This is a genomic window from Methanosarcina horonobensis HB-1 = JCM 15518 (genome assembly GCF_000970285.1).
GTDB lineage: Archaea > Halobacteriota > Methanosarcinia > Methanosarcinales > Methanosarcinaceae > Methanosarcina > Methanosarcina horonobensis.
Map to the genome: position 1 here is coordinate 3,234,555 of NZ_CP009516.1, position 24,654 is coordinate 3,259,208.

Genomic DNA, 24,654 nt, shown 5'->3' on the forward strand with positions numbered 1-24,654 from the left:
TATCCAATAATTAACGCGACCTCTTAAACAAAACATATTTACAACAGCTTTTTTATATAATAGTAACTTTCAGGCTATTATGCAAAATGCTTCTCTATAGCCGCTTTTGTGGTAGTTCTTGACTACAAGGAGTGCATTTAAACAAGATGCGGTTTGAAGTCCAGTATGCCTTTAATTCATGATTCTGTGCCTCGGACAAAGGAAACAGTATCTTTTAATGGTAGTAGCAACAAAATTTATAGAGAATTATAATAACGACTTTCCACTTAAAGGTGATTTTATAGGTTCAACACAAGTTTACTCGAGGTTAGTTTCATACTTTGAGAGTTTTATGAAATTGCTGCGAGATACTATCGGTGGTTTCATCCTTAATGAATGGAAACATATTGACAAGGAAAATATTGTACCTGTAGATGAAACTATGCTTTCTGAGATTCTTAGAATTCAGGCAGAGGGATTTGATAGTAAGAATCAGAAAAAACTTCTGAAGTACTCTAAGAAACTAAGAAAAATCTTCTACGTAATTAAAAAACAGGATAGGATTGCAGGTTACTGTATATACTACCTGAAACCGGAACTTTCGTTCAAAGGGCTGAAAAAGAAATCCGTAATTTACTCAATTGCAATTGACAAAGAATTCAGAGGAATGGGTTACGGAAGGAAGCTTCTTGAAGAAAGTATAAAGGAGATGAAGCTTAATGGCGTATCCTCTACTCTCCTGTACGTAAATGTAAACAATACTCTTGCCATAAGACTGTATAAAAAAATGGGTTTTAAAATAATCAAAAAAATAGAAGGCATATGTGGCCAGAAAGAAGAGTGCTATATAATGGAGTTAAAACTTACCTGATTGATCCCCTGTTATTTAAAAATAACTTTTTTTGAAAGTAGTCCTCATTTAAGTAAAAATAATTGTAAAGTAAAATTAATTATAAGGTCTTGCCCTTTTCTTACAGTTTATCATCTTCTTATCTTTCACTTACAATCTATCGTGTTATCTTGGAATTCAGAAATCTTAAAGGATATATTTAAATAAAACTCGAGTTCACAGTTTCTTGTGTACCTGATTAACGTCTTTATGTTTGTCGGTGGCCTGATACTGCTTGTAAAGGGAGCAGACCTTTTTGTAATGTCTTCTTCCCTGATTGCGAAAAGGTTTGGAGTCTCAGAGTTTATAATCGGGTTAACTCTGGTATCGATAGGGACATCCGTGCCTGAGCTTGCCTCCTCCCTTACCGCATCCTTCGAACAGGCAAGCGGAATAGTCATAGGTAACATACTCGGATCAAACATAGCAAACATAGGACTTATCGTGAGTACTGCTGCCCTTCTGTCCAATGTGAGGACTGATGAATTAATGCTTAGAAGAGATGGCTATATAATGCTATTCTCCGCCTTTCTTTTTTTTCTGTTTGTTCTGGACTTCAGAATCTCAAGGATTGAAGCCTTTACTTTTCTTCTGCTATACTTTGTTTATCTTCTTTTCCTGCTCGATAAGGTGAAGAAACACGAAGAAGACATATACTTTAAAGATTTTATGAATTACTTTTTCAAGTTTGAGTATATCTTCGATTTGAAAGCAATTATTGAAACAGGTGTCAAAGGGCGAATAAAAGAAAAAAGATTAAAGAAAACTGGAAAAAAAAGCTATGAAGAAAGAGAAAACGGAACTTCGGAAGAAAACCGGGAAGAAAGTAAAACTGGCCTTAAAACTAAAACCGAAAACGAAATTGAGACTGAGAACGAGATAGGAAATGAAATTGAGATCAAAAGCGAGATAGAGGTAGGAAATGAAATTGAGATCGAAAACGAGATAGAGATCGAAAATGAAGCTGAAAGTCTCTCTGAAAGCAGCCTCTTGATGGAGTTTATCAAACTGGTTGCAAGCGGAATTGCCATAGTTGTTGGAGCCAGGTACTTTGTAGAACAGTCAATATTTTTTGCCCTTCTTCTGGAAGTTCCGGAAACTCTAATCGGTATAAGTCTTGTTGCAGTTGGGACTTCCCTTCCCGAACTAATGGTTACTGTTTCTGCAGCCCGCAGCGGCTATGCCAGCATAGCTCTTGGGAATGTTATAGGGTCAAACATTACGAATATCCTTTTGATTCTTGGCTGCTCCGGGCTTGTCCATCCCCTAACAGTGACTGAAATCAGCATCAATTACATAACCCCTTTCATGCTCTTCTTTAGTCTCCTGCTCCTTCTCTTTATCCGGACAGGCTGGCGGATCAAAAGGTTTGAAGGGCTTATTCTTTTCCTTCTCTACTCCGGGTTCATGATTTTTATCCTCAGCCTCGGATAAGAAACTGACCTGAAAAACTCTGTAATAGTATCAACCGATTGATAAGACCCAATTGATAAAAGCCACCAGGAAAAAGTATCCAAAAAAAATTAATTTTCCCTATCATTAGGGACTTTTGAATTCGTAGCCTTTATCTTTAAGGACCCTTACTGAAAGTTCCAGATCTCTTTCCTTTACCAGGATATAATCGGTATCATATGTCGAGACCGCGAATATGCTTACCTTGTTCTCTGCCAGTACCCTGCTGATTCCTGCAAGGATACCTGTAAGCCCGAAGTCAAGAAGGCCCTCCACTTTCAGGCAGCTCCAATCCCTTTCAGCCCGGATATTGGCAGGAACATTTGCAGGAATATTACTTTCCTGGCAGACAATCGAAAGTTCTTCATAGGTTCGCGTAATCGAGAAAAAGCTACTCTCATATACCCATGCAGGCACTTCAAAGTCTTTTTCCAGCCTTAAAATGCTGAACCTGCCTTCAAAGATGTTTAAAGTGAGCTTTTTTGTTTCATACAGAGCTCCTTTTTTGTATCAGGTTTTTGCCTCAAATTCCGTGCTTTTCTGAGTTTCTGTTTAATTTAGTACTTCTTGGCTTTACGGATCATTTTTTAGATCAGGAAACGACAGCGCCAACTTTTAAGACCAACCTCAAACAAATACTTAATTAAAACCATTTCATTATCTCTTAATCTTTATCTCTTAATCTTTATCTTTTAATCTTTATCTTTTAATCTTTATTTTAACCGGGAGTGAGTTTAATGGAACTGCTGGGTATGAACTTACTTGACACCCTTACGAGAATAGATGAGCTAATCTGGGGACTTCCTCTTCTGGTTTTGCTTGTGGGGACAGGAATTTTCCTGACCTGGCGCCTGGGCCTGATCCAGATTTTCAGGCTGCCTCTTGCTCTCAGGTACGTTCTTAACTCGCGGAAAGCCGAAATTGGAGTACAGGGAGACGTCTCAAGCTTTGCCGCACTCAGCACTGCACTTTCTGCAACAATAGGGACAGGAAACATAGTAGGAGTTGCAACCGCAATAAAAACAGGAGGACCCGGGGCGCTGTTCTGGATGTTTCTTGCGGCTTTTTTCGGGATGTCGACCATGTATTCCGAAGCCCTCCTGGCAGTCAAATACAGAACAGTTGACGCAAACGGGCAGATGTCTGGGGGTCCCATGTATTACATCAAAAACGGGCTGGGACACAAAAGGTACAGCAAGGTTCTTGCCTCCCTCTTTGCCATCTTCGGAGTAAATGTGGCACTCTTCGGGATAGGGACCTTTCCCCAGGTAAACGCTATCGTGGACTCGGCAAGGATTGCTTTTGACATCCCTGAAATCCTGACCGCAGCCGTGTTGAGTCTGCTTGTGGCTTTTGTGACACTCGGCGGGATCAGGAGGATTGCGGCTGTTGCTCAGTTTATGGTACCTTTTATGGCGATGGCTTATGTGCTGGGTTGCTTTGTGATTATCGGGCTGAACCTCGATAAGCTCCCGGAAACGTTTGCTCTGATCCTCAGTTCCGCCTTTTCCGAAACAGCAGCAAAGGGAGGGTTCCTTGGAGCAGGCGTTATGCTTGCAGTCAGGATGGGAATTGCAAGAGGAATATTTTCAAATGAGTCCGGTCTCGGGAGTGCGCCCATTGCAGCTGCAGCCGCAAAGGTTAGAGAACCGGCAAGACAGGGCCTTATTTCCATGACAGGGACTTTCTTCGACACCATTGTTGTCTGCCTGATGACAGGAACCGTACTCATTATGACAGATTCCTGGACTGAGGATCTCGCAGGGGCATACATGACGAGCTACGCCTTCTCAACAGCACTTGCGGAAGCCGGGAGCTATATCGTAACAGTCGGGCTCATATTTTTTGCCTTTACAACAATTCTCGGATGGAATTATTATGGTGAACGCTGTACTGAATTCCTCTTCGGGGTAAAAGGGATCCTTCCCTACAAAATAATCTATATTCTTATCGTCGCCTCAGGCGCCTTTCTGACTCTTGATGTTATCTGGGTTCTTGCAGATATTGTAAATGGACTGATGGCAATTCCAAACCTTATAGCCCTTCTTGCGCTTAGGAAAGTTATTGCAGCAGAGACCACACAATACTTCGAAAAACTTGAGTCGAGGGATTCTGAGCCAAAAAAACTGAATTCTTGTGAATCTTGAAAAACAAAAAATATTGAAGGAAAAAAATACAACCTGATAGGGGTTGCAAACAAAGTGTAACGGTTATAAGCTAGTCCTGAAGATTGTTAATTATAATTCACCAAATCAGACAGGGATTGTTAATCATGAAGTTCACCTTACCAGAAAAAGACCCGGGAGCTGTAAAGGCAAGAGTAAAAATATCACGCTTTAGAGTTGTACTGCTTTTGATAGCTGCCCTGATTTGCCTCCTGACAGCTCCGGCATCTGCAGTTGTCATTTCGGGAGACACACATCTTCAAGTTGAGGTCTCGGAAATAACCCCTAACCCTGCAAGACCCGGAGAAGACCTGCTTATAAAAATCAATATAGAAAATACCGGTGACGAGCCGGCAGAGAACGTGATAATAGGAATTGAAGAACTTGACCCTTTTATCTTTAAGTACAGCGCATCAGGCGTGTACGGCTCAGGAACAAATACGGAACGCACTTTTCGAATTGAACAGATAAGACAACGTTCGAAGGTCGAACTGGACTTTCATTTCAGAGTAAGCTCAGAAGCAAAATCGGGAGTTTACCAGCTTGAGTTTACTATCAAAGACGATGGCGGAACAAGCTTTTCAAGAAGGATTCCTATACGTGTGGAGGGAAACCCTGATCTTGTGCTTGTAGGCACTGAAATCTTTCCTGCAAATGAGGATAATTCTTCTTCAGGAGCTCTCATCCCTGGAGAGGAATTCTACCTCAGGACCACAGTTAAGAACGCAGGAAACGGGAATGCAAAAAATGTCCGTGTGATTCTTGATCTGAACAGCTCTTCACCCATGATTCCCCTTCAGGATAACGTCTTTTTCCTTGAGAACCTGAGTGCTGGAAGCTCTGAAAACCTGTCGTTCAAGCTCCTTTTAGGGAGCAATGCAGGTGTGCAGCCTTACATAATTCCTCTCCGGATAACCGCCTCAAACGAAGCTGAAACCCTTCAGATCAATAAATCCCAGGAAATCGGAGTAAATGTGCTGAACAGGGCAAAAATCAATATTGCAAGCCTGAAGTTTGATCCTGAAATGCCTGAGAGAGGGCAGCGGGTTTCCATGATCCTGCGACTTGAAAACGTAGGAGAAGGAGAAGCCCGTTTTGTGAAAGCCAGACTAGAAGGGCTTGAAGGAAGTGGCAGCACAGACGCTTTTTTAGGACGGCTTGAAAAGGATGACGACGCCCCTGCGGTTTTTACCTTTATTCCTCAAAAGGCAGGAGAACAGGAGGTTACCCTGCTTGTTGAGTATGAGGACGATTTTGGAGATCACCGGCTCAGTGAGGATCTGAAGTTCAATGTCATCAGAACGCACGATAGTATTTTTCCGTTTGTACTGGTGGCAGTCCTTGTTCTTGCAGTTGCACTCCTTTATCTGAAAAAAAAGGTAAACTCTAAAGGTAAACTCTAACTGAGAAACGAAAAGAAAAAGTTTCAATAAACCAGTAAGGACGCCCTATTATGCTTGAAAAGGCTAAAGTCTCCTTTTTTCTTGCCAGCCGTTCAATTATGCGGGGCAATAAAGGGATTACAATCTTTACCGTCTTCGTGCTGACCCTAATATTTGTTCAGCTCGTTCTTTTCTCAAGTATGCTGGCAGGAGTTACCCTCAAGTTTAATGAGCTTATGGTGGACTTCCAGACAGGAAACGTGGTAATAGAGCCAGAGGAAGAAGAACGTTACATAGAGGACACATCAGCCCTGCAGAAGAAGATAGAAAGCCTTCCTGAGGTCGTAGGGACTTCTGCTCGTCTTAAAACTACAGGTAACTTCCGTTATAAAGAAAAAGAAATAGGAGGTACTGTTTACGGGATTGACCCTACGGATGAAGCCTTTGTCACCGGCCTGGAGGGCGCCGTAATAAGCGGAGAATTCCTGAGCAGGCCTGATAGAGGAGAGATTATTTTGGGCAGGGAGGTCTCAGGAGGTTTTGATGCCCTGATGGAATCAAGGTCTCTTGGAGGTGTTGAAGTAGGCGATACCGTTGAACTAACAGTCAGCGGCAAAACCCGGGAATTCAGGGTAAAAGGGATCTATACAACTCTTTTTTTCATGGCTGATGCCGGAGCCTACGTTAGCCGGGCTGATATGGAAGAGATGCTTGGCATAGAAAATAGGGATCTTGCCAGCGAAATAGCTATCAAAACTACTGCAGGCACGGACGAGTACGGGACACGTATATCCTTACTCTCCCTGGGGATAAGAGAAAATATTCGTACCTGGCATGAGTTTGCAGGCATTCTTCGCCTGATCGAAAACACCCTTGGGCTTGTAAGGAATATTATGAACGCAATAGGACTTTTGATTGCATTTGTGATCATCTTCGTGGTTATTTACGTTAATATTGTGAATAAGAAGAGGCAGATCGGAGTCCAGAAAGCAATCGGGATAGAGCAGAATGTGATCGTTGCCTCTTTTGTGCTTCAGGCAATGCTTTATGCCGGCACAGGGATCATACTTGGTTACTGCTTTGTTCGTTTCGGGCTTGTGCCTTATACTATCTCTAATCCCATTCAGGTACCTTTGGGAGCTATGAGCCTCAGGCTTGACGATGCTGAAGCCATAAATCGGGCAGTCCTTCTTTTTCTTGCCTCCATTATAGGATCTGTAATTCCTGCCTATAAACTGGCTCAGAAGGACCTTCTTGACCTTATCTGGGGCAAATGAGGAAGGTGACGAAATGGAAAATGAGATTAACAGGGAAAAGAGACCCGAGATGAAAAATGAGGTGAGAGACGGACATGAGGTTGAAATGAAAACAGCCTCTGAAAAGATCGGCGACATAATTATTGAAGGAACAGACATAGTCCGCACCTTCAAAATGGGGGAAGTGCAGGTTAGAGCTCTCAGGGGCGTAAACGTAAGCATCCGTCGCGGAGAGTTTGTTGCTATTATGGGCCCAAGCGGCTCCGGAAAAACCACTCTTTTAAACCAGCTGGGCCTTCTCGATACCCCAAACTCCGGAAAAGTCATTATAGACGAGGCAGACACTTCCCGCATGTCTGATAAAGAAAAAGGCAAATTTCGCCTTCACAATCTGGGTTATGTTTTTCAGGACTATGCCCTGCTTCCTGAACTTGATGCTTCGGAAAACGTTTATATCTCCCTAATGATGCAGGGCAAAACAAAAGATGAGTATGAATCAGCAGCTGCGGAGATCCTTAAGGCAGTCGGGCTTGGCGACCGCCTGCACCAGTTGCCCTCAAAAATGAGCGGCGGCCAGCAGCAGCGTGTTTCAATTGCCCGTGCCCTTGCCCATAACCCGAGAGTTCTTTTTGCAGACGAGCCCTGCGCCAATCTGGATTCTCAAACCTCAAAGGAGGTTCTTGACCTTTTTAAGAAATTTAACGAAGAAAAGGGCCAGACGATTGTAATGGTTACACATGAGGAATGGCATGCGGCATACGCCGACAGGGTGATAAGGTTAAAGGACGGGGTCGTTGTAGGGTAATATTGAAGGGTTGAAGGGCTAATTTCCAGGTAAAAAGAAAACACTGGCAGAGGCAAATTCCTACCTTAATTCTACCCGTAAAACCTTATCCCTATACCAACCCATTCCTGTCTCACTCGATGAAGGAGAGTGGCTTTCTTTTTCAGTTTTTTTCTTTTCACCCTATTTTATAGGCCGGATATCGTATGTTTGGCGAGTGCATACTGTAAAGGGCAGACTATAATAGATAGATTTCACAGAGTTTTGCAGGCGCAAGGGAGTTATTCTCAGTCCTTACTGCATAAAAATCAGATCTAATTTTCTGATCACGCGATAAAAGTTACAAAAGTTACAGAATGAAAAATATGCTTCTTATACAATTATATAGTTTTTCTATTATACATGATATGGCAGGAGATTAAAGGGGAACTTGTCGGGTCATTATCCTGCTTATTTACCTTTGTACTAGTTGGATAGTTGTTACTATATTACTGAAGATCTGCCAGAATTATAATTAAAATATTGGAAAAGTTTTTTAGTAACATCTGCAATATAATTAGTAAAAATTACAAATGTGGTTTGAGATTATATGCTCGTAGTGCCTCTTCTGGAGAAGTATAAAAAGTACCTCAAGTTGTCCTATCGTACCCTCGAGTTCCTGCAAACAGCCGGAAAATTTACATTTTTATTTTTATTAATGATCTTATTTAACCTGTATGAACTTGCTTATTATGTCCCCGGCATGGATAAACTGAGCAAATCCCAGGAATATCTGAACACTTACTGGTTTAATCTCTGTTTAATGGCCGCAGGGGCACTTGTGCTTACCCTTCTTATTGGTTTAATTCACAGGTTATTTGATAGGAGAAGTAAGTTTAATCTGATAAATCTGCTTGAAACCAGTTTTCCGGAATTCAGGACGCGACTGAGTACGGCATATGATAACAGCCAGAACGTCAACATCGTTACAAAGAACCTGCTGGAGGATGTGCACAGGCAACTAACTGCCATCAAAATAAGGAAAGTAGTCCCGAAAAACCAGATTTTTAAGTCATTCTTGGTACTTCTCCTAATTTCTGCAGCGGTCACCTTCTGCATACATGAGGGCTTCAGCTTTAATGTATTTCCTGGAAAGATAATCGATAATATCCGGGACAGTGCTCATAATCTGAATGCCAGAGCGACTTATGAAGAAAATGAAGAGGTTGTCCCGGACCCCAGGTACAGGATAGAAGCCCTCATCGTAAAGAACGGAGAACAGGTTGAAATGAAAATCAATCCTACCCTCGGACTCGGATTCACAAGCCAGATAGACGCAGACACGGAACAAAAATTCAATGAGAACTCAGACAGTTCTAATGAAGAATTCAAGTACAGTCAGACTTACTCTGAAAACCTGCCAGAAGAGTATGAACCTCTGATCAAACAGTACTTTGAGGAGCTTTCGTCCAAGTAAACGTCCTCAAAGCGTCAGATATGTTCGAATTTACAGCAAATTCATGATTTACGTAAAAATAGTGGAGTTGCAATATGAGAGAATTACAGGAAATCCAGCTTGAAAATTCAGAACTTAACTTAAAATCCACTTATGAAAAAGCTCCCAAAATTTTTGAAGTCATTTTTAGAGAAATTGGCAATTCTATTGTCGGCCAGAAAGAAATGATCCGGCAGATTCTCATAGCTATGCTGTGTGAAGGACATGTTCTCGTAGAAAGCAACCCTGGGCTTGGTAAAACCCTGACAATATCCACTATTTCCCAGATCATGAGCATGAGATTTAGCAGGATTCAGTGCACGCCTGACCTTATGCCTGCAGACATTACAGGAACCGACATCATAGAAGAAGATGAAAGAGGCTCAAAGCACTTTAAGTTCAAGCAGGGACCCGTTTTTGCAAACATCGTACTTGCGGATGAAATTAACCGTGCCTCTCCAAAGACCCAGTCTGCCCTGCTCGAAGCAATGCAGGAAAAACAGGTAACTGTGGCAAGTACGACATACACGCTTGACCGTCCCTTCTTTATTCTTGCTACCCAGAACCCTATTGAAATGGAAGGGACCTATGCCCTGCCCGAAGCCCAGCTTGACAGGTTTCTAATGAAGATTCGCCTGGATTACCCTGATCCCGAAGAAGAATTTGAGATTGTAAACCGTTATGCAGAAGCTTTCAGACCAGCTGTAAGGAGATGCATAGAAAAACAGACCTTTCTCGAGTTGCAGCAGATAACCCGCAGGATTCCTATCTCAAACAAGCTCAAAAAATATGCAATTGATATCGTGAACCAGACTCGAAAAATGCCTGATATGATAGAAGCAGGCGCATCACCGCGTGCCTCAATTGCACTTATTCTCTGCGCAAAAGCAAATGCGTTTCTCGACGACAGAGGGTATGTTGATAAAGAGGACATTGACTCCATGGCTCTTCCCGTCCTTCGCCACAGAATAATTCTATCTTTTGACGCTGCAAGAAACAACATTACGAGCGACAGAATCATACAGAAAATTCTGGAGGACAGAAAAACAATTATTTGATTCAGCCAGCGGAAAAAAAGGCTGGAGGCAGTGATCAGACATGGCTGGCTCAAAACATACAATAGATACGTCGTTCCTGACCCAACTTGACAGATATGCAATCCCGCTCAGCAGGAGAGTTTCAGCAGTTCACACGGGCAGTCACCAGTCAACAAGGACAGGGTCAGGGATTGATATCATAGATCATAGAAAATACAATCAGGGAGACTCATTAAAAAGAATAGACTGGAACCTTTATGCCCGTACGGAAAAACTCTACATACGCAGGTTCGAAGAAGACAAAAATCTTAACATGGTCATACTGCTTGATGCCAGCAGCAGCATGCTTTTTCCCGACAGTACTCCAAACAAATTTGAGTATGCGTCAACAGTAGCCACAGGAGTTTCTTACATTGTAATGAAACACAACGACGTATACACAGTTGCAACGTTTGCAGACGACGTGGATTACACAAAAGCCCGTAAAGGAAGGGACGATTTCCTGCGGACAATAGATAACCTGACCCGGATTTCAGTCAATGGAAACACAAAACTCGCAGATTGTGCAGACTCGATATACCTGAGGATAAAATCGAAATCAATGGTCTTCATAATTTCGGATTTCCTGGATAATCTTGATTCGGTCCGCAATGCAGTTAACAGGCTGTCAAGGCACGAGCTGGTACTTGTACATATCTATGATGAGAACGAAATGAACCTGCCTGAAACCGTGGACGGAGCAGTAAAATTCATTGACAGCGAGACAAACGCAGAAATCAGTTTTACAGTGGGACCTAACTTTAAAAAAGAGTATGCTGCCGAATACTCAAAGCATATAGCTGAACTGGAGAAAATTGCATACGATTTTAAAATCCCTTATTTCCGTGTCAGCATAAAAAACGAGCCGCTTGATACTGTCCTTAAAATCATAGGTGAAGGGTGATTCTGCCTATGGACTTTGAGTTCTCTCAGGGCCTCGCTGCACTTGCAGGGATAATTCCCCTTACAATCATATACCTGCTCAGGCCCCGCCCAAAAAACATTATTCTGCCTTCCCTTATGTTTGTTCGAAGGATAAGCCAGAACAAGCTTGATTCCAGGCGCACTATCACTAAAAGAATAACAGATCCCTTATTTTACTTACAGTTACTTGCTCTTATTCTCCTTTCAACAGCAATTGCGGGCCCGCTTATAGATGACGTTAAAGCAGATGCTCAAAAGGTAATAATTATAATAGACTCTTCTGCGAGCATGACAGTTCCTGACCGTATCGGTGAAGCCAGGTCAATAGCAATAGACAGCCTGGGTGAGGAAAACACGATTACCGCTGCAGAAAGCATGCCTGTAGTGCTTGCAAAGAATCTGAATGCAAAGGATGCGGAAAAAGTAATTAACGGCATGGAGGTAAGAGACACCCCCTCGGATGTTCCCAGAGCCATTTTGACAGCTATAAACGAAAAGGAGAACGAGTATGGGAAAATCGTAGTCATATCCGATTTTGAAACCTGGGAAGGAAGGGTTCCTGAAACATACATAAGAATCGCAAACACGAAAAATATGGAGCTTGAACTCAGGCAGGTAGGTAATAGAACTGCCAATTATGCAATTGTAGACGGTTATTTGAAGGACAGCAATGACGGGACATATGAATATACATGTACTATCAGAAACTTTAATGACAGAAGCGCAAAACTTGATGTGCAGCTGGAGAGTAACTCTGATACTGCTTCCGGTACAAAAGTCAGCAATTCTGTACAGCTTGCAGAGTACGGATCTCAGCAGATAAAGTTTTCAAATATCCCTCAGGGTATATCAACTGTGAAAATCCTCAATGAGGATGCAGTACTCTGTGACAACATCGCTTACATCTCAATCCCTGAGGTCAAACCCAAAAAAATCCTGGTATTGACAGATCCTGAGAAGGCTGCAGGCAAGTCTCCTCTGATAACTGCAATATCCCTGCTGCCCGATATTCAGGTCGATGTACAGCAGGACCTTCCTGATAATGCTACAGAATATGATACTATAATTGTAAACTCAAAACATAAATCTCTTCCAGCCAAAGATGCCCTGGAAATTGCAGCTTATGCAAAGAACGGAAAAGACATTATTGTCATCGGAAACGAGTGCCTGTATGATTCATTACAGATGCATGGGCTTTACTCCGTCCTTCCGGTAGATATAGTTTCAATAGAAGAAAAAGGCAGTTACACAATAGAGACCGTGGGAAGTGGAAAAGCTATTTTTGATGATGTATCATTCGGTGAGGTCTATCTGCGCAAATTGCTTGCCACTATACCTAAAGAGGATGCTGCAATCCTTGTAGAAGCCGGAGGAGCTGGACCTCTGGTCTGCATGCAGAACATAAACGAAGGAACAGTAACCTATGTAGGGTTCAGTGACACTACCGAGACCGACGCATGGAACAATTTCGCTACTACTCCTACCTACCCTGTGTTCTGGGCAAAACTCCTCAGATACATGTGGGGAATCGATGATATAAGCGAAACAAATGTGAAAACGGGCAGGTACCAGGCATTTGACCAGACCGTCAGAGTTAAAACCCCTACGGAAACTGTCAGCAGTGATTTCGTCTATTACGATGAATGCGGATTGTACGACCTTAACCAGAAGATAATTGCTGCCAACCTGTATGATTCCGGCGAATCAAATACCTTTACCGAAAAAAGGCTAAACCTGACAGGTGAGAATGGAGGTATCGAGAAACAGGACCTTCATACAGTATCCCCTGAAAGACCCAGGAAGTACATTATTTACATCTCATTTCTGCTCCTTATAGTTGAGAGTGCAGTTATGTTAAGGAGGAAGATCATATGACCTTCGATTTTCCTTATGGTTTTAATTTTTTACATATAAGCGAACTTATGCTACTGGGTCCTCTGGCACTGTTTGTGTTTTTGGGTCTCTGGAAAAAGATTGATAGAAGACATCTGTTCGTCCATTCCCTTGTAATCTTTTTCCTCATTATTGCTCTTGCTGCACCTTATTCCGTGGAAATGAGCTCTCCAAAAACCAACCAGTCAAGAATAACCATAATCTCTGATGAAAGTGCCAGCATGGATCTGCTGGAAAAGGGAGTCTCCAAAGAGGTTGCAGATGAGCTCAATACAAGGGTCCCTGTTGCAGTTACAACGATTTCAGGGATTCATACCTCTCTTGGGGATGCTATTATCCAGCAGGCTTCACCTGAAAATTATGTGCTTGTAATATCGGACGGACAGAGCAATTCAGGGACACCGGTTGAGGAAGCTCTCTCCTACTGTTATAAAAATAATTTTCCTGTCTCTGCTCTTATCCCCAGGACTGTTGAAGAAGATCTGAGTGTGGAGATTGAAGGAGAAAACGAGGCTGTAATCGATAATAAGGCTTTTTTCAAGGTTAATGTCCGGAAATCAATTGAAGACAGGATGAGTTATCAGGTAAGAATTACAATCGACCATCAAAAAGTACTGGAGAGAGAAATTACCCAGACAGGAAGAGTAGAAAGCATAGAATTCAATCACACGTTTGAAACGCTTGGGCCTCACACCGTAAAGGCAACCCTCCATCCTGCCAGTATCAGTGTTAAAAATCTGGATTATTTCGAGAACAATAACCAGTATATGAAAAGTGTATACGTAACTCCCAAACCAAAAGTCCTGCTCGTTACAAATGAGCCCGACTCTCCTCTTGCAAACACAATGAAAGAGATCTACGACGTAAGAATAGCCGGATCCTTCAGTTCTCTTAACAATATGGATGCCGTAATAATTGACAATCAGGCCGCATCAACTATATCGGATATTGAAACCCGAGCCCTCAGAGATTATATCATTAACGGAGGCGGCATGGTAGTGATTGGAGGTGGGTCCTCTTTTGATTTCCCTGCGGAATATACATACAAGGACACAAGGTTTGAGGAACTCCTTCCTGTTACCTCGGAGCCCTCGAGCTGGAGAGGAGGCAGAAACGTTGTCCTTATGCTTGATGTTTCTCCCAGTACTCTGCAGAGCAATGGTGTAGGAGGGAGGGTTCTTGACGAGATTCTGTCAAATGCAGTTGTCCTTCTTGAAAGTGATCTTCTTAAAGATGCAAGAGTCAATGTGATCACTTTCGGGAGTAAAGGACAGGATATTACAAACGGGTTCGTAGATATGTCAAAAGAGTCCAATAGACTCTGGCTTGATGCTGAAATCCGCAAAATATCGCCTACTGGAGACTCCACGTCTCTTGAAAGGGGGCTCATGACTGCACGAACACTGCTTAAAGAGCAGGAAAACAATTCAGAAGCTGACATCATAATCGTATCTGATGGCGGGATAGGTAACATAGCTGAAGGGGATCTGAGGTTCGAACGGGCAATCCAGTGTGCGGAAAATCTTCACGAAAACAGTGGCATTGGAATTCACTTTGTTCACATACATGCTCCAAAAACCACCAGCCAGGTAACTCCAAAGGGGCAGTACTATGCCGAACTCTTCATGAACAAAATAGGCCTGTCACAAAATTACAATAGAATAGAGCCCGGTGAGAGGATAAAAGTAAGTTTCTCTAAAAATCCCGAGGAATCCGAAGAACTGGAGAACGAATACTCTAGCGGGTCAATTGTTGTTTATGACCCTAAACATTTCATTACCCGGAACATTTCCGACATACAGCATGATATTCTGGGATATAATGAGGTCACCCCGAAACCAGAAGCAAATCGCCTGGTTATAACAAGGCTGGGCAAGCCTATAATTACAGTCTGGAGACTGGGACTGGGCAGAGTTGCTGCGATTACAACCGACAACGGAAACGGAAATGGAATCCCCTGGGCGGCATCCCTGTACTCAGGAAACGACAGTCTGATAATTACCAGGACTCTGAACTGGGCAGTTGCAGATACGGAGATGTCTGAAGGTATCCAGCTGGAGGTGCCTGACCTTAAAATGAGTCAGCCTGGTAGAATCCTGATTACGACAGGAGGAACAGGTGTGCCTGAACTTTATTTTGACAAAAAGCCAATGGAAATCACATCCATTGGAAATAACATGTACGAATCATACGTTACAGCCAATACTTTCGGACTCCATAAAATTTCAGAAACCCCTCTTGAAGCAAATCTGACCGAGGAGTTAATGTCCGAAGTTTCTGGAGTTAAGAACGTATCCTGGAGACCTGCTGCTGTAAACCGTCCAGACGAATATACGTACGTAGGAGAAAACTTTCTCTTCAGAACAGCAATACTTGAAAATGGCGGGAAAATCTATACAAAAGGAGATGTCTACTCAAGGATAATAGAAGACGCTTCGATCAGTACAAAGAAAAAAATCCTGACAAAGGTCTTTTATACAAAATATTTCCTTGTGCTCGCTTTCCTGATATACCTGCTCTACACCCTGCATCATACATATAATACACGCATGAAATGACAGTATCCAGAAGTAATCCCGAACCAAAGGCAGCCAGGAAGTGCAGGCAGTATAAGAACACACATCCAGAGAACAGTAAACTCAGAGATATGAAGTAACTTGCAGTTAAACACTTAGCAATAATTAGATACCTTAGTAATAAATATATTTTTGTTATATCTGCAATTACAGTAGTTTAATGGTATAATATTAAACTAATAAACTAAAATTAGAGAGATCGGCTAAAAAATAGAGCATTACTATAGTATTATGTGTTAAAAATATTATATATGATGAAGATCTTGTATAAATTGCGTTCTCATCTCTGAACACCCCACTAGCAAACACCTACTTCAAAACCTACTCCACAGTAAAGAGATGAAATAAAACTCTCACCCACAATACCTCAAACCTCTTCCCAAACAAAAAAATCTCTCAGTACCTAGGAACTTCCAGATATTTTTCAGATGGGAACGCAACCTCATTTTAAAACCATGCATGTCTCAAGCCTTTTTGGTATTTCTTTTTAGCAAAGAGCTCAACAAGTATAGTTTTTTCAGTGGTTAAATTAATAAAAATGGTATTGGATAATGAACGAAGCTGTCAGATTAAAAGAAGAGGAGTTGAACAGTAAAGAAAAGCAAAACCGGGCTGGAGTATTTCCGTATTGCAATCGTAGTAAACAGAAAAAAGATTGGAAGGACAGATCCAGAGAACTCCAGCATCAGGGTTTCCGGAAATAAAGCTGTCACTACTTTTGTTAAAACATAGAGTTTCGTTTTCAGGCCAGGTTGTATTTGAAAAGTTGCCTGATGCTTTTGTGCTGTTATCGTCTCCGTAATCTTCGAGACTCAATAGAAGGGGATCTTCTGTGAGATAAGGCCCTGCAGGATATGTCAGTACTCCTTCTTTAATTACAGTCCCTTGTGGCACGGCATCAGCAGAGTTTGCTGCTATCAATATCCCAATGGTCAGTATTAGAATTAAATTAAATCTTTTTATGCCTCTCCCTCCGCAGGTTCAGGAAAACGATACTGATTAAAGATTAATTTTAGCTCAAAATCTTATCTAAGAAATAGGTTAAGTATTATATATCATTTTTTAAAAACTCGAGTAAATATATTTCTAATGATGCGTTTTTATTGAATGGAAGCCACACACGATTTATGTATTTCTATATGATTATATTGACGATGGAATATTATATGCATACACTAATGAATATACGGTTACAATTATATTAGTAGTTGGAAATAATATATATAGTGAATGCGTAGTATAGTTTGCGTTCTCATCTTAACACCAAACTAGCAAAGACCTATTCCAAAAGACCTACTTCAACATCCACTCCGAAAAACTACCCCACAAGCAAAGAGATAACACAAAACTCACAGCCTATGAGTCAAGTACCTCAAACCTCTTCCCAAAAACAAATACATCTCTTATAAATATTCGGAATTTCCAAGATTCAGGTGGGAACGCAACCTTTTTTCAAAAACGAAATCATTCTTCAGGATTTTTAGACAAACACTCACATTATTACAGATATATTTGATGGATAAAAGGATCTTTAAGATATGTGAAGGATAAACAAACGTATAAGTATAATCAAAACTGCTTTTGAGATATTTAAGTTGCTTTTGAGACGATGCTTAAAAAACAGGAGAGCATGATTTTAGAAAGTCAATCATGCAGCTGATATGTTTGAAATAAACGAAGAAGATAACTAAAAAGTACGGAAACACTATAGAAAAAAATAGCACTAAAAAAGGAAAGTGAATTAATAAAGGAAAGTGGATTAATTTTAGTAGTGTTGATGTAACTCAGTTACATGGATAACACTTAATAACGGTTCTCTCTGGGAGTCCTATGGTTAGGAAGGCAGTCTCTGCAGTAGACTGGTCTTTCGGGGTCAGGTTTAAATGGTACCTGAGTCTCGACGTTACAGTCAGAACAAACTGCGGTGTGCATTTCCCTGGGACCGCTGTTACCGCGGAAACCTCCGGAATTCCCTCTGAAATTTCTGTCATTAAAAGCCATTTTCGTTTTCACCTCCACTTATAGCGGATAGTCAATAGTTTAAAAATAAGATTGTATAGAGCTCTTTGATTAAAAACAAAAATGAGTTTTTAATAACAGATTATACGTCTCTTTATTTTTAATACACCTACCAGACAGATATATTATATAAAGATATCTGTAAAGCCTGGAGACTGTGAAGATACATCTCTTCCAGAGGTTAGATTCATACAGCTTTTTCTTTATCACTCCACAGGTTAATTTCCTGACTGAAAATGCGGACTGGAAGTCTCAACTGGCTTTTCAACTGTTTTTTCAATCTGGAATTCAACCGGCCTTTCTATCATTCTTTCTGGTGAGTCCTCAATTGAGCTTGTAGCCGAGCTTTCGGGCTGGATGGAGGATGTCCCGATTATTTTCCTTGTCCTGAAGGCTGCAAGCAAAAATCCGTATGTAAGAGGACCTATGATGATTCCTATCGGACCGAGAACGAAGACAGGAGCTGCAAAGGCAACAAGAGTAACTGCCGGGTGGATTGCAGCCCTGCTTCTGGCAAGCTTCGGCCTTATTACAAAGTCAGGTGCAAGGCTCAGGAGGATAATTCCCAGGAAAAACAGAGCTCCTGCTGTAAAATAGTCCTCTATGAGGACGTAGTAAAGGGCAAGGAGACCATAGACCGTGCCTGCTCCGACAACAGGCAGAAGAGCCATTATGAAGGTCACAATTCCCCATATAAGAGGGTAAGGTACTCCAAGGGTCCAGTAAAGAACCCCTCCAATTATGCCGGTCATGAGACAGGTCAGGAAGTAGACTATGAAAAGATTCTGGTAGATATAATTGAGCTCCCTGAGGAATACGACTCCCACTTTCCTGTCAGGAAAGAGATTCGGAAGTTCGGCTGCAATAGTTTCGCTTTCCACGAGAAAGTAATAGGTCAGGACAACAATTACGATCAGCTCTATAATCAGGATCGAAAGGTTTGTTGAAATCTGGAGAACGTTACTCTGGATTTCAGGAACATAATCCGTGACAAGAGAGTTCAGATATGTGCCTATGCTTGCGGTCAGCTTCCCTGGATGGGTCTGGATAAAAGGCTCAAAAAGTCCGACTATCCGTCTTAAATCCATATTTGCAAATCCGTTAAGAGTATTGGGAATTTCTAAAATTCTTGAGATCTCATTCATTAAAGCCTTCACTATCATGACGCCTGAGGAAACTGTAAGAAGAAAAATCGCGCCAAGAGGAATCAGAGCGCAGATCTGCTTGCTCTTTACGAATCTGAGACAAAAAAAGTACACAGGATGGATGATGTAAGCAAAAAGAGCACTGAGAATAATAACATAAAAAAATGCTGATGTTATATATAAAGCAAATAATGAAACCAGTATAATTATAACCGCATAAGTGGCCTTTACAGAATTGTAATTTTTCATATACACAAAATACTGAAGAAGTAGATAAATAACTTACTGTCAATATAAAAGAACTCATTTTACGAAAAACTATGTCCGTTTTCCTGATGTGCATAGCATTATAATTAGAAGAGACTTGTTTACAGAAACAGGAAGTTAAAATATAAAGAAATTGAAGATTATAGAATATTCAGAGAGAATTTAAAGGATTTTCAATCACAGAGATATTGTCTCTTGCTTCTCCCGTTTGAAAATTGCGGTTACTGTTCCTTCATCGTCGACGTCATCCTTTATCTGAACAAGCTCCCAACCCTCGTTCCCGATTCTTTCAAGGTCGCTCATCAATTGTGGCATGTTCCTACCATTAATCCTGCGAGAATCATATTCCCATAGATGTATCATCCAATACCCCCTTACAATAAAGAGAAATTTTGTAATGTTAAATATTGTAATAAAACTATAAATAACCCGAACAAAAGGAAAAAACCAATCGGGTTCTTTTAGTTCTCTTATTTCAAATGCAATTGGATAGAAACTGCTTTTTCAGATCCGGATTTTTACATTTGTCTTAATCATTTTATTTTGGTTGTTTTTTCAAGAATCAGAAAGTCTCGAAACTGCAGACCTAAAAAGCACACCTCTTTCATACCTTATCCTTCGAATTCTTTCACGTGCCATGAAATCGAACACAAGTTCAATATCTTCAGGATATCCGCCTCTGGCATGTAAGGGCATAAGGGGTTCCGAGTTCTGCCTTGAAACATAGAACATGTTCCCTCCGAAATAGGCAATATACTCCAGCTGATATTTTTCGAATACGAGGCGAATGAATTTTTTAGAAAGAGGATGCTTTGAGAATTCAAAATCTTCTTCCGTTAATTTAATGCCCGTTTCATACATAAAAGGGGATTGGCAGGATAGGATATAAACTGAAGGTAAACTGCGGATAAACCTGGAGGGTAGAAAAATCCTTATTTACCTGAAGCTCTTGATGGCATCCTCACTCCGGGGATCAGACCTATGAACCTGCCAACCCGCCTGTAGCGCTCAAGAAGGTCCTGCTCCTGTCTGATGTCCTCAAGTTTCTCAAAAATGTACGTATTTTCAGGAACATTGGGAATCTGGGCTCTAAGGATATTAAGTAAAGAGTCAAGCTGCCTGTCCAGTTCTTTTCTATCTTTTTCAAGGTCCTGGAAAATCCATTCTCTTACCTTTTGACTTACAGTACATGTAATTTTTTCCGTAGGTGTGCCTTTTGCCTGAAGACAGGCTGTCCTTGCTTTATACCTGATTCCGGAAAGAGTCTCTTTCAGTTTCTGCTCCAGGACTACCTTTCCAATCTTCGGATACTCTTTTTTCACACTTTTTTGCGCAAGAATGGCGTCTTCTTCCACAGCCTCAAAGAGTCCTGAAGCCCTGTCAAAAGCCCCAATACAGGCCTCAAGAAGTTCCTTCTGGGCAGGCAGATCCCCGGGAATCAGGTTTCCTGCTGCTCGAAGAAGCCCTGCGAATTCTTCCAGAGCTTCGAGGAGCTTCTGGTTTTCTTCAAGATCCTTTATCTCATGGGTTACCTCTGAGAGATACCGTTCACTTTCGAATCTGAAAGACCTCTCATTGAAAAGGATCTGCAAGAGAGCTTCATAAAAGGGATAGTAGAACTCGGGAATCACATTGTCAATAGAGGTTTCAGCTGCCTCTTTAAAGTATTTGACTGCCTCTTTAAGTCCGAAAAGATAGGTAGCCTCGTTTTCCGCCCTGAGCGCTCTCCAAAGGGAAGCCCTTCCAAGGGAGCGGAGTGCATATCTGCGAACATAAATGTAAGGGTTGTCAATAAGAACCTGCAGGTCTCTCCATGCCTGTGTTTTATCAGGCACATCGAAGAAGGCAGGCCCGAGAGCTCGTGTTGCTGCACGTTGCACAAAACTGTCGCTGTGAGCTGAAAGCCTGATAAGGTCGCTCCAGGCTTTTCCTTTATCCGGAACTCCTGAGTAACCGGACGAAAGAGCAAGTGCCGCCCCTTTCCTGACTTCTCTGTCCTCAACTGAAGTAAGCCTCAAAAGATCTTTCCATGCCCTTTGCTTATTATCGGAATATGCAAATGCGACAGCAAGAAGCTCTACCGCTCTTTTTCTAAGCTGGGCGTCCTGGCTTTCAGTGAGCCTGACAAGGTCAAAAAAAACTGAGGATTTTTCCTCAACCGCTGGAAAAACATACGAAAGCAGGCCTGCGGTACCCTTTCTAACGCCTGTATCTCCATCTCCGGACATTTTAAGGAGTTCACGCCAGACGTCCTGTGTTTTGCCTGATTTCCGCGAATAAAGAGCAAGAAGGGATTCAATTGCACCCCTTCTCATCTGTGGGTCGGGATCCGAACTGAGCCGGATGAGCTCTTCTACAATTTCTTCTTTTTCCGGAAGCCCGGAGTATGCTCTTGCAAAAGATTCTGCCGCATCTTTCCGCACATATTCGTCTCTATCCCCTGTAAATTTCAGGAGGTCAAAGACAGGTTTCTTGTTTTCCTTAACCTGCTCATTTTCTATCTTCTCTTTCCCCATTACTTCTCTTTCCCCCATCATTCCTTTTTTCTTTCCTCTCTTCTCTTCAGAGAGAGCATACCCCAGAGAATTAGCTGCATCCCTTCTTACGAAGGCAGCTTTTTCAGATGCAAGTTTGTAAAACCCTGCAGACTTAACTTCTTTCTTTCCCTCCCATATCTCTTTCTCCTTCGTTTCTCCATTTTCCGCTTTTACTTCACTTATCTTATACCCTTCATAAAATTGAGGATCGATCAAAGCAAGAGTTTTCACAACTCTCCTTAGCACATAACTGTCCCTTTTTTCAGCCAGATTCATAAGATCCGAATATGCCTGGCTTTTATCGGAAACATAAGGGAAAACCTTACTGAGGGTATCAGCAGCCGTTCTCTGAATATACTCATCCTCGTTTCCGGTAAGTCCCATGAGTTCTTTCCAAACCGCATCTTTATCTTCAAGGTACGGGAACACACTGACAAGTGCATCTGCAGCAGTATCTCTGACATACCTATCCCATGCTCCTGTTAGCTTAAGAAGATCAGACCATACTCTGTTTTTATTCGGCGTGTCAGGAAAGATCGAAATAAGAATATTTGCAGCCTGCTTTCTTACAGGCCCTCTTTCATCTTCTATAAGCCTTAAAATGCTGTTCCATGCCCTGTTTTTATCAGGGACCGTAGAAAAGATAGAAGGCAGAGCAAGCAAAATTTCCTTTTGAACTGCCTGATCTACGGATTTTCCTGCGATCTGCAGCATCTCTTCCCAGGCCTCATCTTTCTTTTCATCAGGCAAAAAAGAAAAAACCTCTCCAAAAGTCTTTGAAGCCTGTTCTCTAACCTGTATATCTCCGGCTTCTCCTGCCATCTCAAGGAGGTCCTCCCATGCTTTACCTTTTTTCTCTTCAGGGAGCTCCGGAAAGACCATGCTTAAAAAAGAAGCAGACTTTTCCCGGACATAGAGATCGTCTGATGCTGTCATTTCAAGTAAGTCCTTCCATACCTGTCCCTTATCCGGAAATTCAGAAATGGCATTTGGAAGCGAACGAATAATTCCCCTGCTCACATCCTCAAGGCTTGATTTTGAGTTTACTAGCTCAATCAGGTCTTTCCATGCCCTTTTTTTATCCGGCATGAGAGGAAAAACAGCAATCAGGGAGTTAACTGCCGTTCTGATAATTCTTTCAACAGGATAAGCCGTAAGGTTTACAAACCTCTCCCAGGCCAGCTCCTTTTCCGGCACGTTAGGAAAAACCGTTGTAAGGGAATTTACAGCCTCTTCCCTCACCTCGCTGTCCCTGTCAGAACAGAGTCTCAAAAGATCTTCAAATGCCTGTCTTCTATCAGGAAAAACCTCAAAAAGGGTTCCCAGCTGTCTTGCAGCTTTTATCCGTTCATTCGATGCCTGATTGAAAGTCTTATCATGTATCTCGGGCTGGTCACTCAAAAATTCCCACCAACTGCTGCTCTAATCCCTTCCAGTTATGATATATTCCAGTTTGGCAGGTTTATCTTTTATAAGTATTGATTTTGAATTTTTGCTGGCAGCAAAAGAGCGTTCAACGTCAGGTCATGGAAGAGAAATTGAACTGGATAAGTCTATAACAGCTATTTTCCAGAATAATGTTTTCTCAGACAGGATACTTTTCATAATTCTCAAACTGGATGAGTCTAATAAATATAATCTAAGAAAAATTAGACAGGTTTTTAATTTGGTTTTTGGAGATTTTTTCAGTCCTTTTCTGGATTTTTTTAACCATCGTTCCCATACCCTGCCGTCCAAAGGATGCTCCAGTTCATCTACTAATTGATAATCCGGTTTTCTGAGTATACTGGTTGATGCGTTTTCTTCAGAAAGTTCTATGCGACGATAGTCATTTCCGGAACTCCCTCGAATGCGATTTGCACGAGTACTTTGGCCATGCATGTAGCTGCATAGCTCTCCTTGTAATCCAGAAAAGTAAGGTATGCAATTTCCATACGATTATTTCTCAGAGGCGACTTAGGCGTCCACATGCCTACACAACTATTTGATTCAATCGCCAGATAGCCAATCCAGAGAGAAACATATCCCACATTTGCATACAGCTCGGCAGTTGAGCTCATTAAATCTTTAATTATGTCAGTAAGACCATTATTGGTTTTACAGCCGTGCTATTTTTGGTAATCTCGATGAGTTTTATTAAAATCACTCATTAAGTAGAAAAAGGATCCAGAAAGAGACACTCTATTATTTACCTGGACTTTCACTTAAGGTCAATCTGAATTGAAATATAATGAAGAAGGTATCTCAGTATAAAGATACAGGACTATATACTGACATTTTCATATTTATATCTACAAGAATATCGTTGTAAAGTATGTATATATAGGATAAGTCATATATAAGTAGTAACCAATAGTATAGAGTTTTTTGCGAAGAATATAATGCTTTTAAGATTTCTAGATTTTTGATTGATCAAGCTACAGAAGGCTGAAAAGTAAAGACATTATCTAAGGAGCTTTTTATGGAGTTAATGGATTCTTCGATAACTTTTAGACAAAAAAGTATCTTAATAAAATCACTTCGGTATATGGAAAGACATAAAAAAATTAGTCAGTATTGCGATGAATATAAGAAGAACTGGACTGAATTATCCTTTGATGAAGCGAGCGACTTAATCAGGATGCTAGATAAGATGTCATGGCAATAACTGTTCTTAGCTTTTTCCACTTATTCTTATTGTTTCAAACTTGTTTTTGCTTCATGCTGCTATATTAGATAACTAGAGAAAGGTTGTGCTGATTTGCTTCAGCACTGGAGTCCGATGGCTCGAGGAGTTTGTTGAGAGCTAAAAAGGAAGTAAAACTCTGGCTTGAGTATGCCTGAGGAGAAGTACTCC

20 protein-coding genes are annotated in these 24,654 nt (G+C 41.4%); 12 read left to right on the plus strand and 8 right to left on the minus strand.

Going from position 1 to position 24,654, the window contains the following annotated elements; genetic code table 11:
• Window positions 1-337 precede the first annotated feature (337 nt).
• On the plus strand, window positions 338-850 hold the full coding sequence (locus MSHOH_RS14210; protein ID WP_048143506.1) for a GNAT family N-acetyltransferase: 513 nt from the start codon (window positions 338-340) through the stop codon (window positions 848-850).
• Window positions 851-1,078: 228 nt separating this feature from the next.
• Window positions 1,079-2,302 (plus strand): calcium/sodium antiporter, encoded by a 1,224-nt coding sequence (locus MSHOH_RS14215; RefSeq protein ID WP_158024286.1) that lies wholly within the window; start codon window positions 1,079-1,081, stop codon window positions 2,300-2,302.
• Window positions 2,303-2,407: 105 nt separating this feature from the next.
• On the opposite strand, the gene MSHOH_RS14220 is transcribed toward MSHOH_RS14215, so the two are convergent.
• The gene (locus MSHOH_RS14220) at window positions 2,408-2,815 is read right to left on the minus strand and encodes an ACT domain-containing protein (protein ID WP_048140566.1); all 408 of its coding nucleotides are present in this window, start codon (window positions 2,813-2,815) and stop codon (window positions 2,408-2,410) included.
• A 242-nt stretch (window positions 2,816-3,057) separates the two neighbouring features.
• Between MSHOH_RS14220 and MSHOH_RS14225 the strand changes: the two genes are divergently transcribed.
• The 9 genes from MSHOH_RS14225 (at window position 3,058) to MSHOH_RS14265 (ending at window position 15,832) form a co-directional block, all read left to right on the plus strand.
• On the plus strand, window positions 3,058-4,467 hold the full coding sequence (locus MSHOH_RS14225) for an alanine/glycine:cation symporter family protein (protein ID WP_048140568.1): 1,410 nt from the start codon (window positions 3,058-3,060) through the stop codon (window positions 4,465-4,467).
• 125 nt (window positions 4,468-4,592) lie between these two features.
• Entirely contained in the window at window positions 4,593-5,888 is a 1,296-nt protein-coding gene (locus tag MSHOH_RS14230) for a COG1361 S-layer family protein (protein ID WP_048140570.1), read from the plus strand.
• A gap of 50 nt (window positions 5,889-5,938) precedes the next feature.
• The gene (locus MSHOH_RS14235) at window positions 5,939-7,144 is read left to right on the plus strand and encodes an ABC transporter permease (protein ID WP_048140572.1); all 1,206 of its coding nucleotides are present in this window, start codon (window positions 5,939-5,941) and stop codon (window positions 7,142-7,144) included.
• Window positions 7,145-7,193: 49 nt separating this feature from the next.
• Complete coding sequence (locus MSHOH_RS14240; protein ID WP_394297772.1) at window positions 7,194-7,928, plus strand: ABC transporter ATP-binding protein; 735 nt, start codon at window positions 7,194-7,196, stop codon at window positions 7,926-7,928.
• Between the two features lie 568 nt (window positions 7,929-8,496).
• Window positions 8,497-9,363 carry a DUF7502 family protein gene (locus tag MSHOH_RS14245; RefSeq protein WP_048140574.1) on the plus strand — a complete coding sequence of 289 codons (867 nt, stop codon included), beginning with the start codon at window positions 8,497-8,499 and terminating at the stop codon, window positions 9,361-9,363.
• 74 nt (window positions 9,364-9,437) lie between these two features.
• Window positions 9,438-10,439 carry an AAA family ATPase gene (locus tag MSHOH_RS14250; protein WP_048140576.1) on the plus strand — a complete coding sequence of 334 codons (1,002 nt, stop codon included), beginning with the start codon at window positions 9,438-9,440 and terminating at the stop codon, window positions 10,437-10,439.
• A gap of 40 nt (window positions 10,440-10,479) precedes the next feature.
• Window positions 10,480-11,361, plus strand: a complete 882-nt coding sequence (locus MSHOH_RS14255) for a DUF58 domain-containing protein (RefSeq protein WP_048140577.1) — start codon at window positions 10,480-10,482, stop codon at window positions 11,359-11,361.
• Window positions 11,362-11,369: 8 nt separating this feature from the next.
• Window positions 11,370-13,256 carry a vWA domain-containing protein gene (locus MSHOH_RS14260; protein WP_048140579.1) on the plus strand — a complete coding sequence of 629 codons (1,887 nt, stop codon included), beginning with the start codon at window positions 11,370-11,372 and terminating at the stop codon, window positions 13,254-13,256.
• Window positions 13,253-15,832, plus strand: coding sequence for a vWA domain-containing protein (locus tag MSHOH_RS14265; RefSeq protein WP_048140580.1), 2,580 nt, complete (start codon window positions 13,253-13,255; stop codon window positions 15,830-15,832). The genes MSHOH_RS14260 and MSHOH_RS14265 overlap by 4 nt, the downstream gene beginning before the upstream one ends.
• Before the next feature lie 582 nt (window positions 15,833-16,414).
• On the opposite strand, the gene MSHOH_RS14270 is transcribed toward MSHOH_RS14265, so the two are convergent.
• The 6 genes from MSHOH_RS14270 to MSHOH_RS14295 all read right to left on the minus strand — a co-directional run bounded on the left by MSHOH_RS14270 (window position 16,415) and on the right by MSHOH_RS14295 (window position 23,219).
• Window positions 16,415-16,771 (minus strand): hypothetical protein, encoded by a 357-nt coding sequence (locus MSHOH_RS14270; protein ID WP_048140581.1) that lies wholly within the window; start codon window positions 16,769-16,771, stop codon window positions 16,415-16,417.
• Between the two features lie 882 nt (window positions 16,772-17,653).
• Complete coding sequence (locus MSHOH_RS14275; RefSeq protein WP_048140583.1) at window positions 17,654-17,851, minus strand: CxxC-x17-CxxC domain-containing protein; 198 nt, start codon at window positions 17,849-17,851, stop codon at window positions 17,654-17,656.
• A gap of 236 nt (window positions 17,852-18,087) precedes the next feature.
• Entirely contained in the window at window positions 18,088-19,263 is a 1,176-nt protein-coding gene (locus MSHOH_RS14280; RefSeq protein WP_239450986.1) for an AI-2E family transporter, read from the minus strand.
• A 195-nt stretch (window positions 19,264-19,458) separates the two neighbouring features.
• A complete protein-coding gene (locus tag MSHOH_RS14285) occupies window positions 19,459-19,644 on the minus strand; it encodes a hypothetical protein (protein WP_048140585.1) in 186 nt (61 codons plus the stop codon).
• A 192-nt stretch (window positions 19,645-19,836) separates the two neighbouring features.
• Window positions 19,837-20,142 (minus strand): hypothetical protein, encoded by a 306-nt coding sequence (locus MSHOH_RS14290; protein WP_048140587.1) that lies wholly within the window; start codon window positions 20,140-20,142, stop codon window positions 19,837-19,839.
• A 71-nt stretch (window positions 20,143-20,213) separates the two neighbouring features.
• On the minus strand, window positions 20,214-23,219 hold the full coding sequence (locus tag MSHOH_RS14295; RefSeq protein WP_048140589.1) for a HEAT repeat domain-containing protein: 3,006 nt from the start codon (window positions 23,217-23,219) through the stop codon (window positions 20,214-20,216).
• Window positions 23,220-23,271: 52 nt separating this feature from the next.
• Here MSHOH_RS14295 and MSHOH_RS14300 point away from each other — a divergent pair, with 52 nt between their 5' ends.
• Window positions 23,272-23,583: a hypothetical protein gene (locus tag MSHOH_RS14300; protein ID WP_158024186.1), complete on the plus strand. Its 312-nt coding sequence runs from the start codon at window positions 23,272-23,274 to the stop codon at window positions 23,581-23,583.
• A 49-nt stretch (window positions 23,584-23,632) separates the two neighbouring features.
• On the opposite strand, the gene MSHOH_RS23935 is transcribed toward MSHOH_RS14300, so the two are convergent.
• Entirely contained in the window at window positions 23,633-23,878 is a 246-nt protein-coding gene (locus MSHOH_RS23935; RefSeq protein ID WP_158024187.1) for a hypothetical protein, read from the minus strand.
• Between the last annotated feature and the right edge of the window lie 776 nt (window positions 23,879-24,654).

What these genes read in the sequence shown, in the direction of transcription:
- MSHOH_RS14215 (WP_158024286.1), top strand. Translation starts at nt 1,079, where the DNA reads ATGTTTGTCGGTGGCCTGATACTGCTTGTAAAGGGAGCAGACCTTTTT.
- MSHOH_RS14225 (WP_048140568.1), top strand. Translation starts at nt 3,058, where the DNA reads ATGGAACTGCTGGGTATGAACTTACTTGACACCCTTACGAGAATAGAT.
- MSHOH_RS14230 (WP_048140570.1), top strand. Translation starts at nt 4,593, where the DNA reads ATGAAGTTCACCTTACCAGAAAAAGACCCGGGAGCTGTAAAGGCAAGA.
- MSHOH_RS14235 (WP_048140572.1), top strand. Translation starts at nt 5,939, where the DNA reads ATGCTTGAAAAGGCTAAAGTCTCCTTTTTTCTTGCCAGCCGTTCAATT.
- MSHOH_RS14240 (WP_394297772.1), top strand. Translation starts at nt 7,194, where the DNA reads ATGAAAAATGAGGTGAGAGACGGACATGAGGTTGAAATGAAAACAGCC.
- MSHOH_RS14245 (WP_048140574.1), top strand. Translation starts at nt 8,497, where the DNA reads ATGCTCGTAGTGCCTCTTCTGGAGAAGTATAAAAAGTACCTCAAGTTG.
- MSHOH_RS14250 (WP_048140576.1), top strand. Translation starts at nt 9,438, where the DNA reads ATGAGAGAATTACAGGAAATCCAGCTTGAAAATTCAGAACTTAACTTA.
- MSHOH_RS14255 (WP_048140577.1), top strand. Translation starts at nt 10,480, where the DNA reads ATGGCTGGCTCAAAACATACAATAGATACGTCGTTCCTGACCCAACTT.
- MSHOH_RS14260 (WP_048140579.1), top strand. Translation starts at nt 11,370, where the DNA reads ATGGACTTTGAGTTCTCTCAGGGCCTCGCTGCACTTGCAGGGATAATT.
- MSHOH_RS14265 (WP_048140580.1), top strand. Translation starts at nt 13,253, where the DNA reads ATGACCTTCGATTTTCCTTATGGTTTTAATTTTTTACATATAAGCGAA.
- MSHOH_RS14275 (WP_048140583.1), bottom strand. Translation starts at nt 17,851, where the DNA reads ATGGCTTTTAATGACAGAAATTTCAGAGGGAATTCCGGAGGTTTCCGC.
- MSHOH_RS14280 (WP_239450986.1), bottom strand. Translation starts at nt 19,263, where the DNA reads ATGAAAAATTACAATTCTGTAAAGGCCACTTATGCGGTTATAATTATA.
- MSHOH_RS14285 (WP_048140585.1), bottom strand. Translation starts at nt 19,644, where the DNA reads ATGATACATCTATGGGAATATGATTCTCGCAGGATTAATGGTAGGAAC.
- MSHOH_RS14290 (WP_048140587.1), bottom strand. Translation starts at nt 20,142, where the DNA reads ATGTATGAAACGGGCATTAAATTAACGGAAGAAGATTTTGAATTCTCA.
- MSHOH_RS23935 (WP_158024187.1), bottom strand. Translation starts at nt 23,878, where the DNA reads ATGAGCTCAACTGCCGAGCTGTATGCAAATGTGGGATATGTTTCTCTC.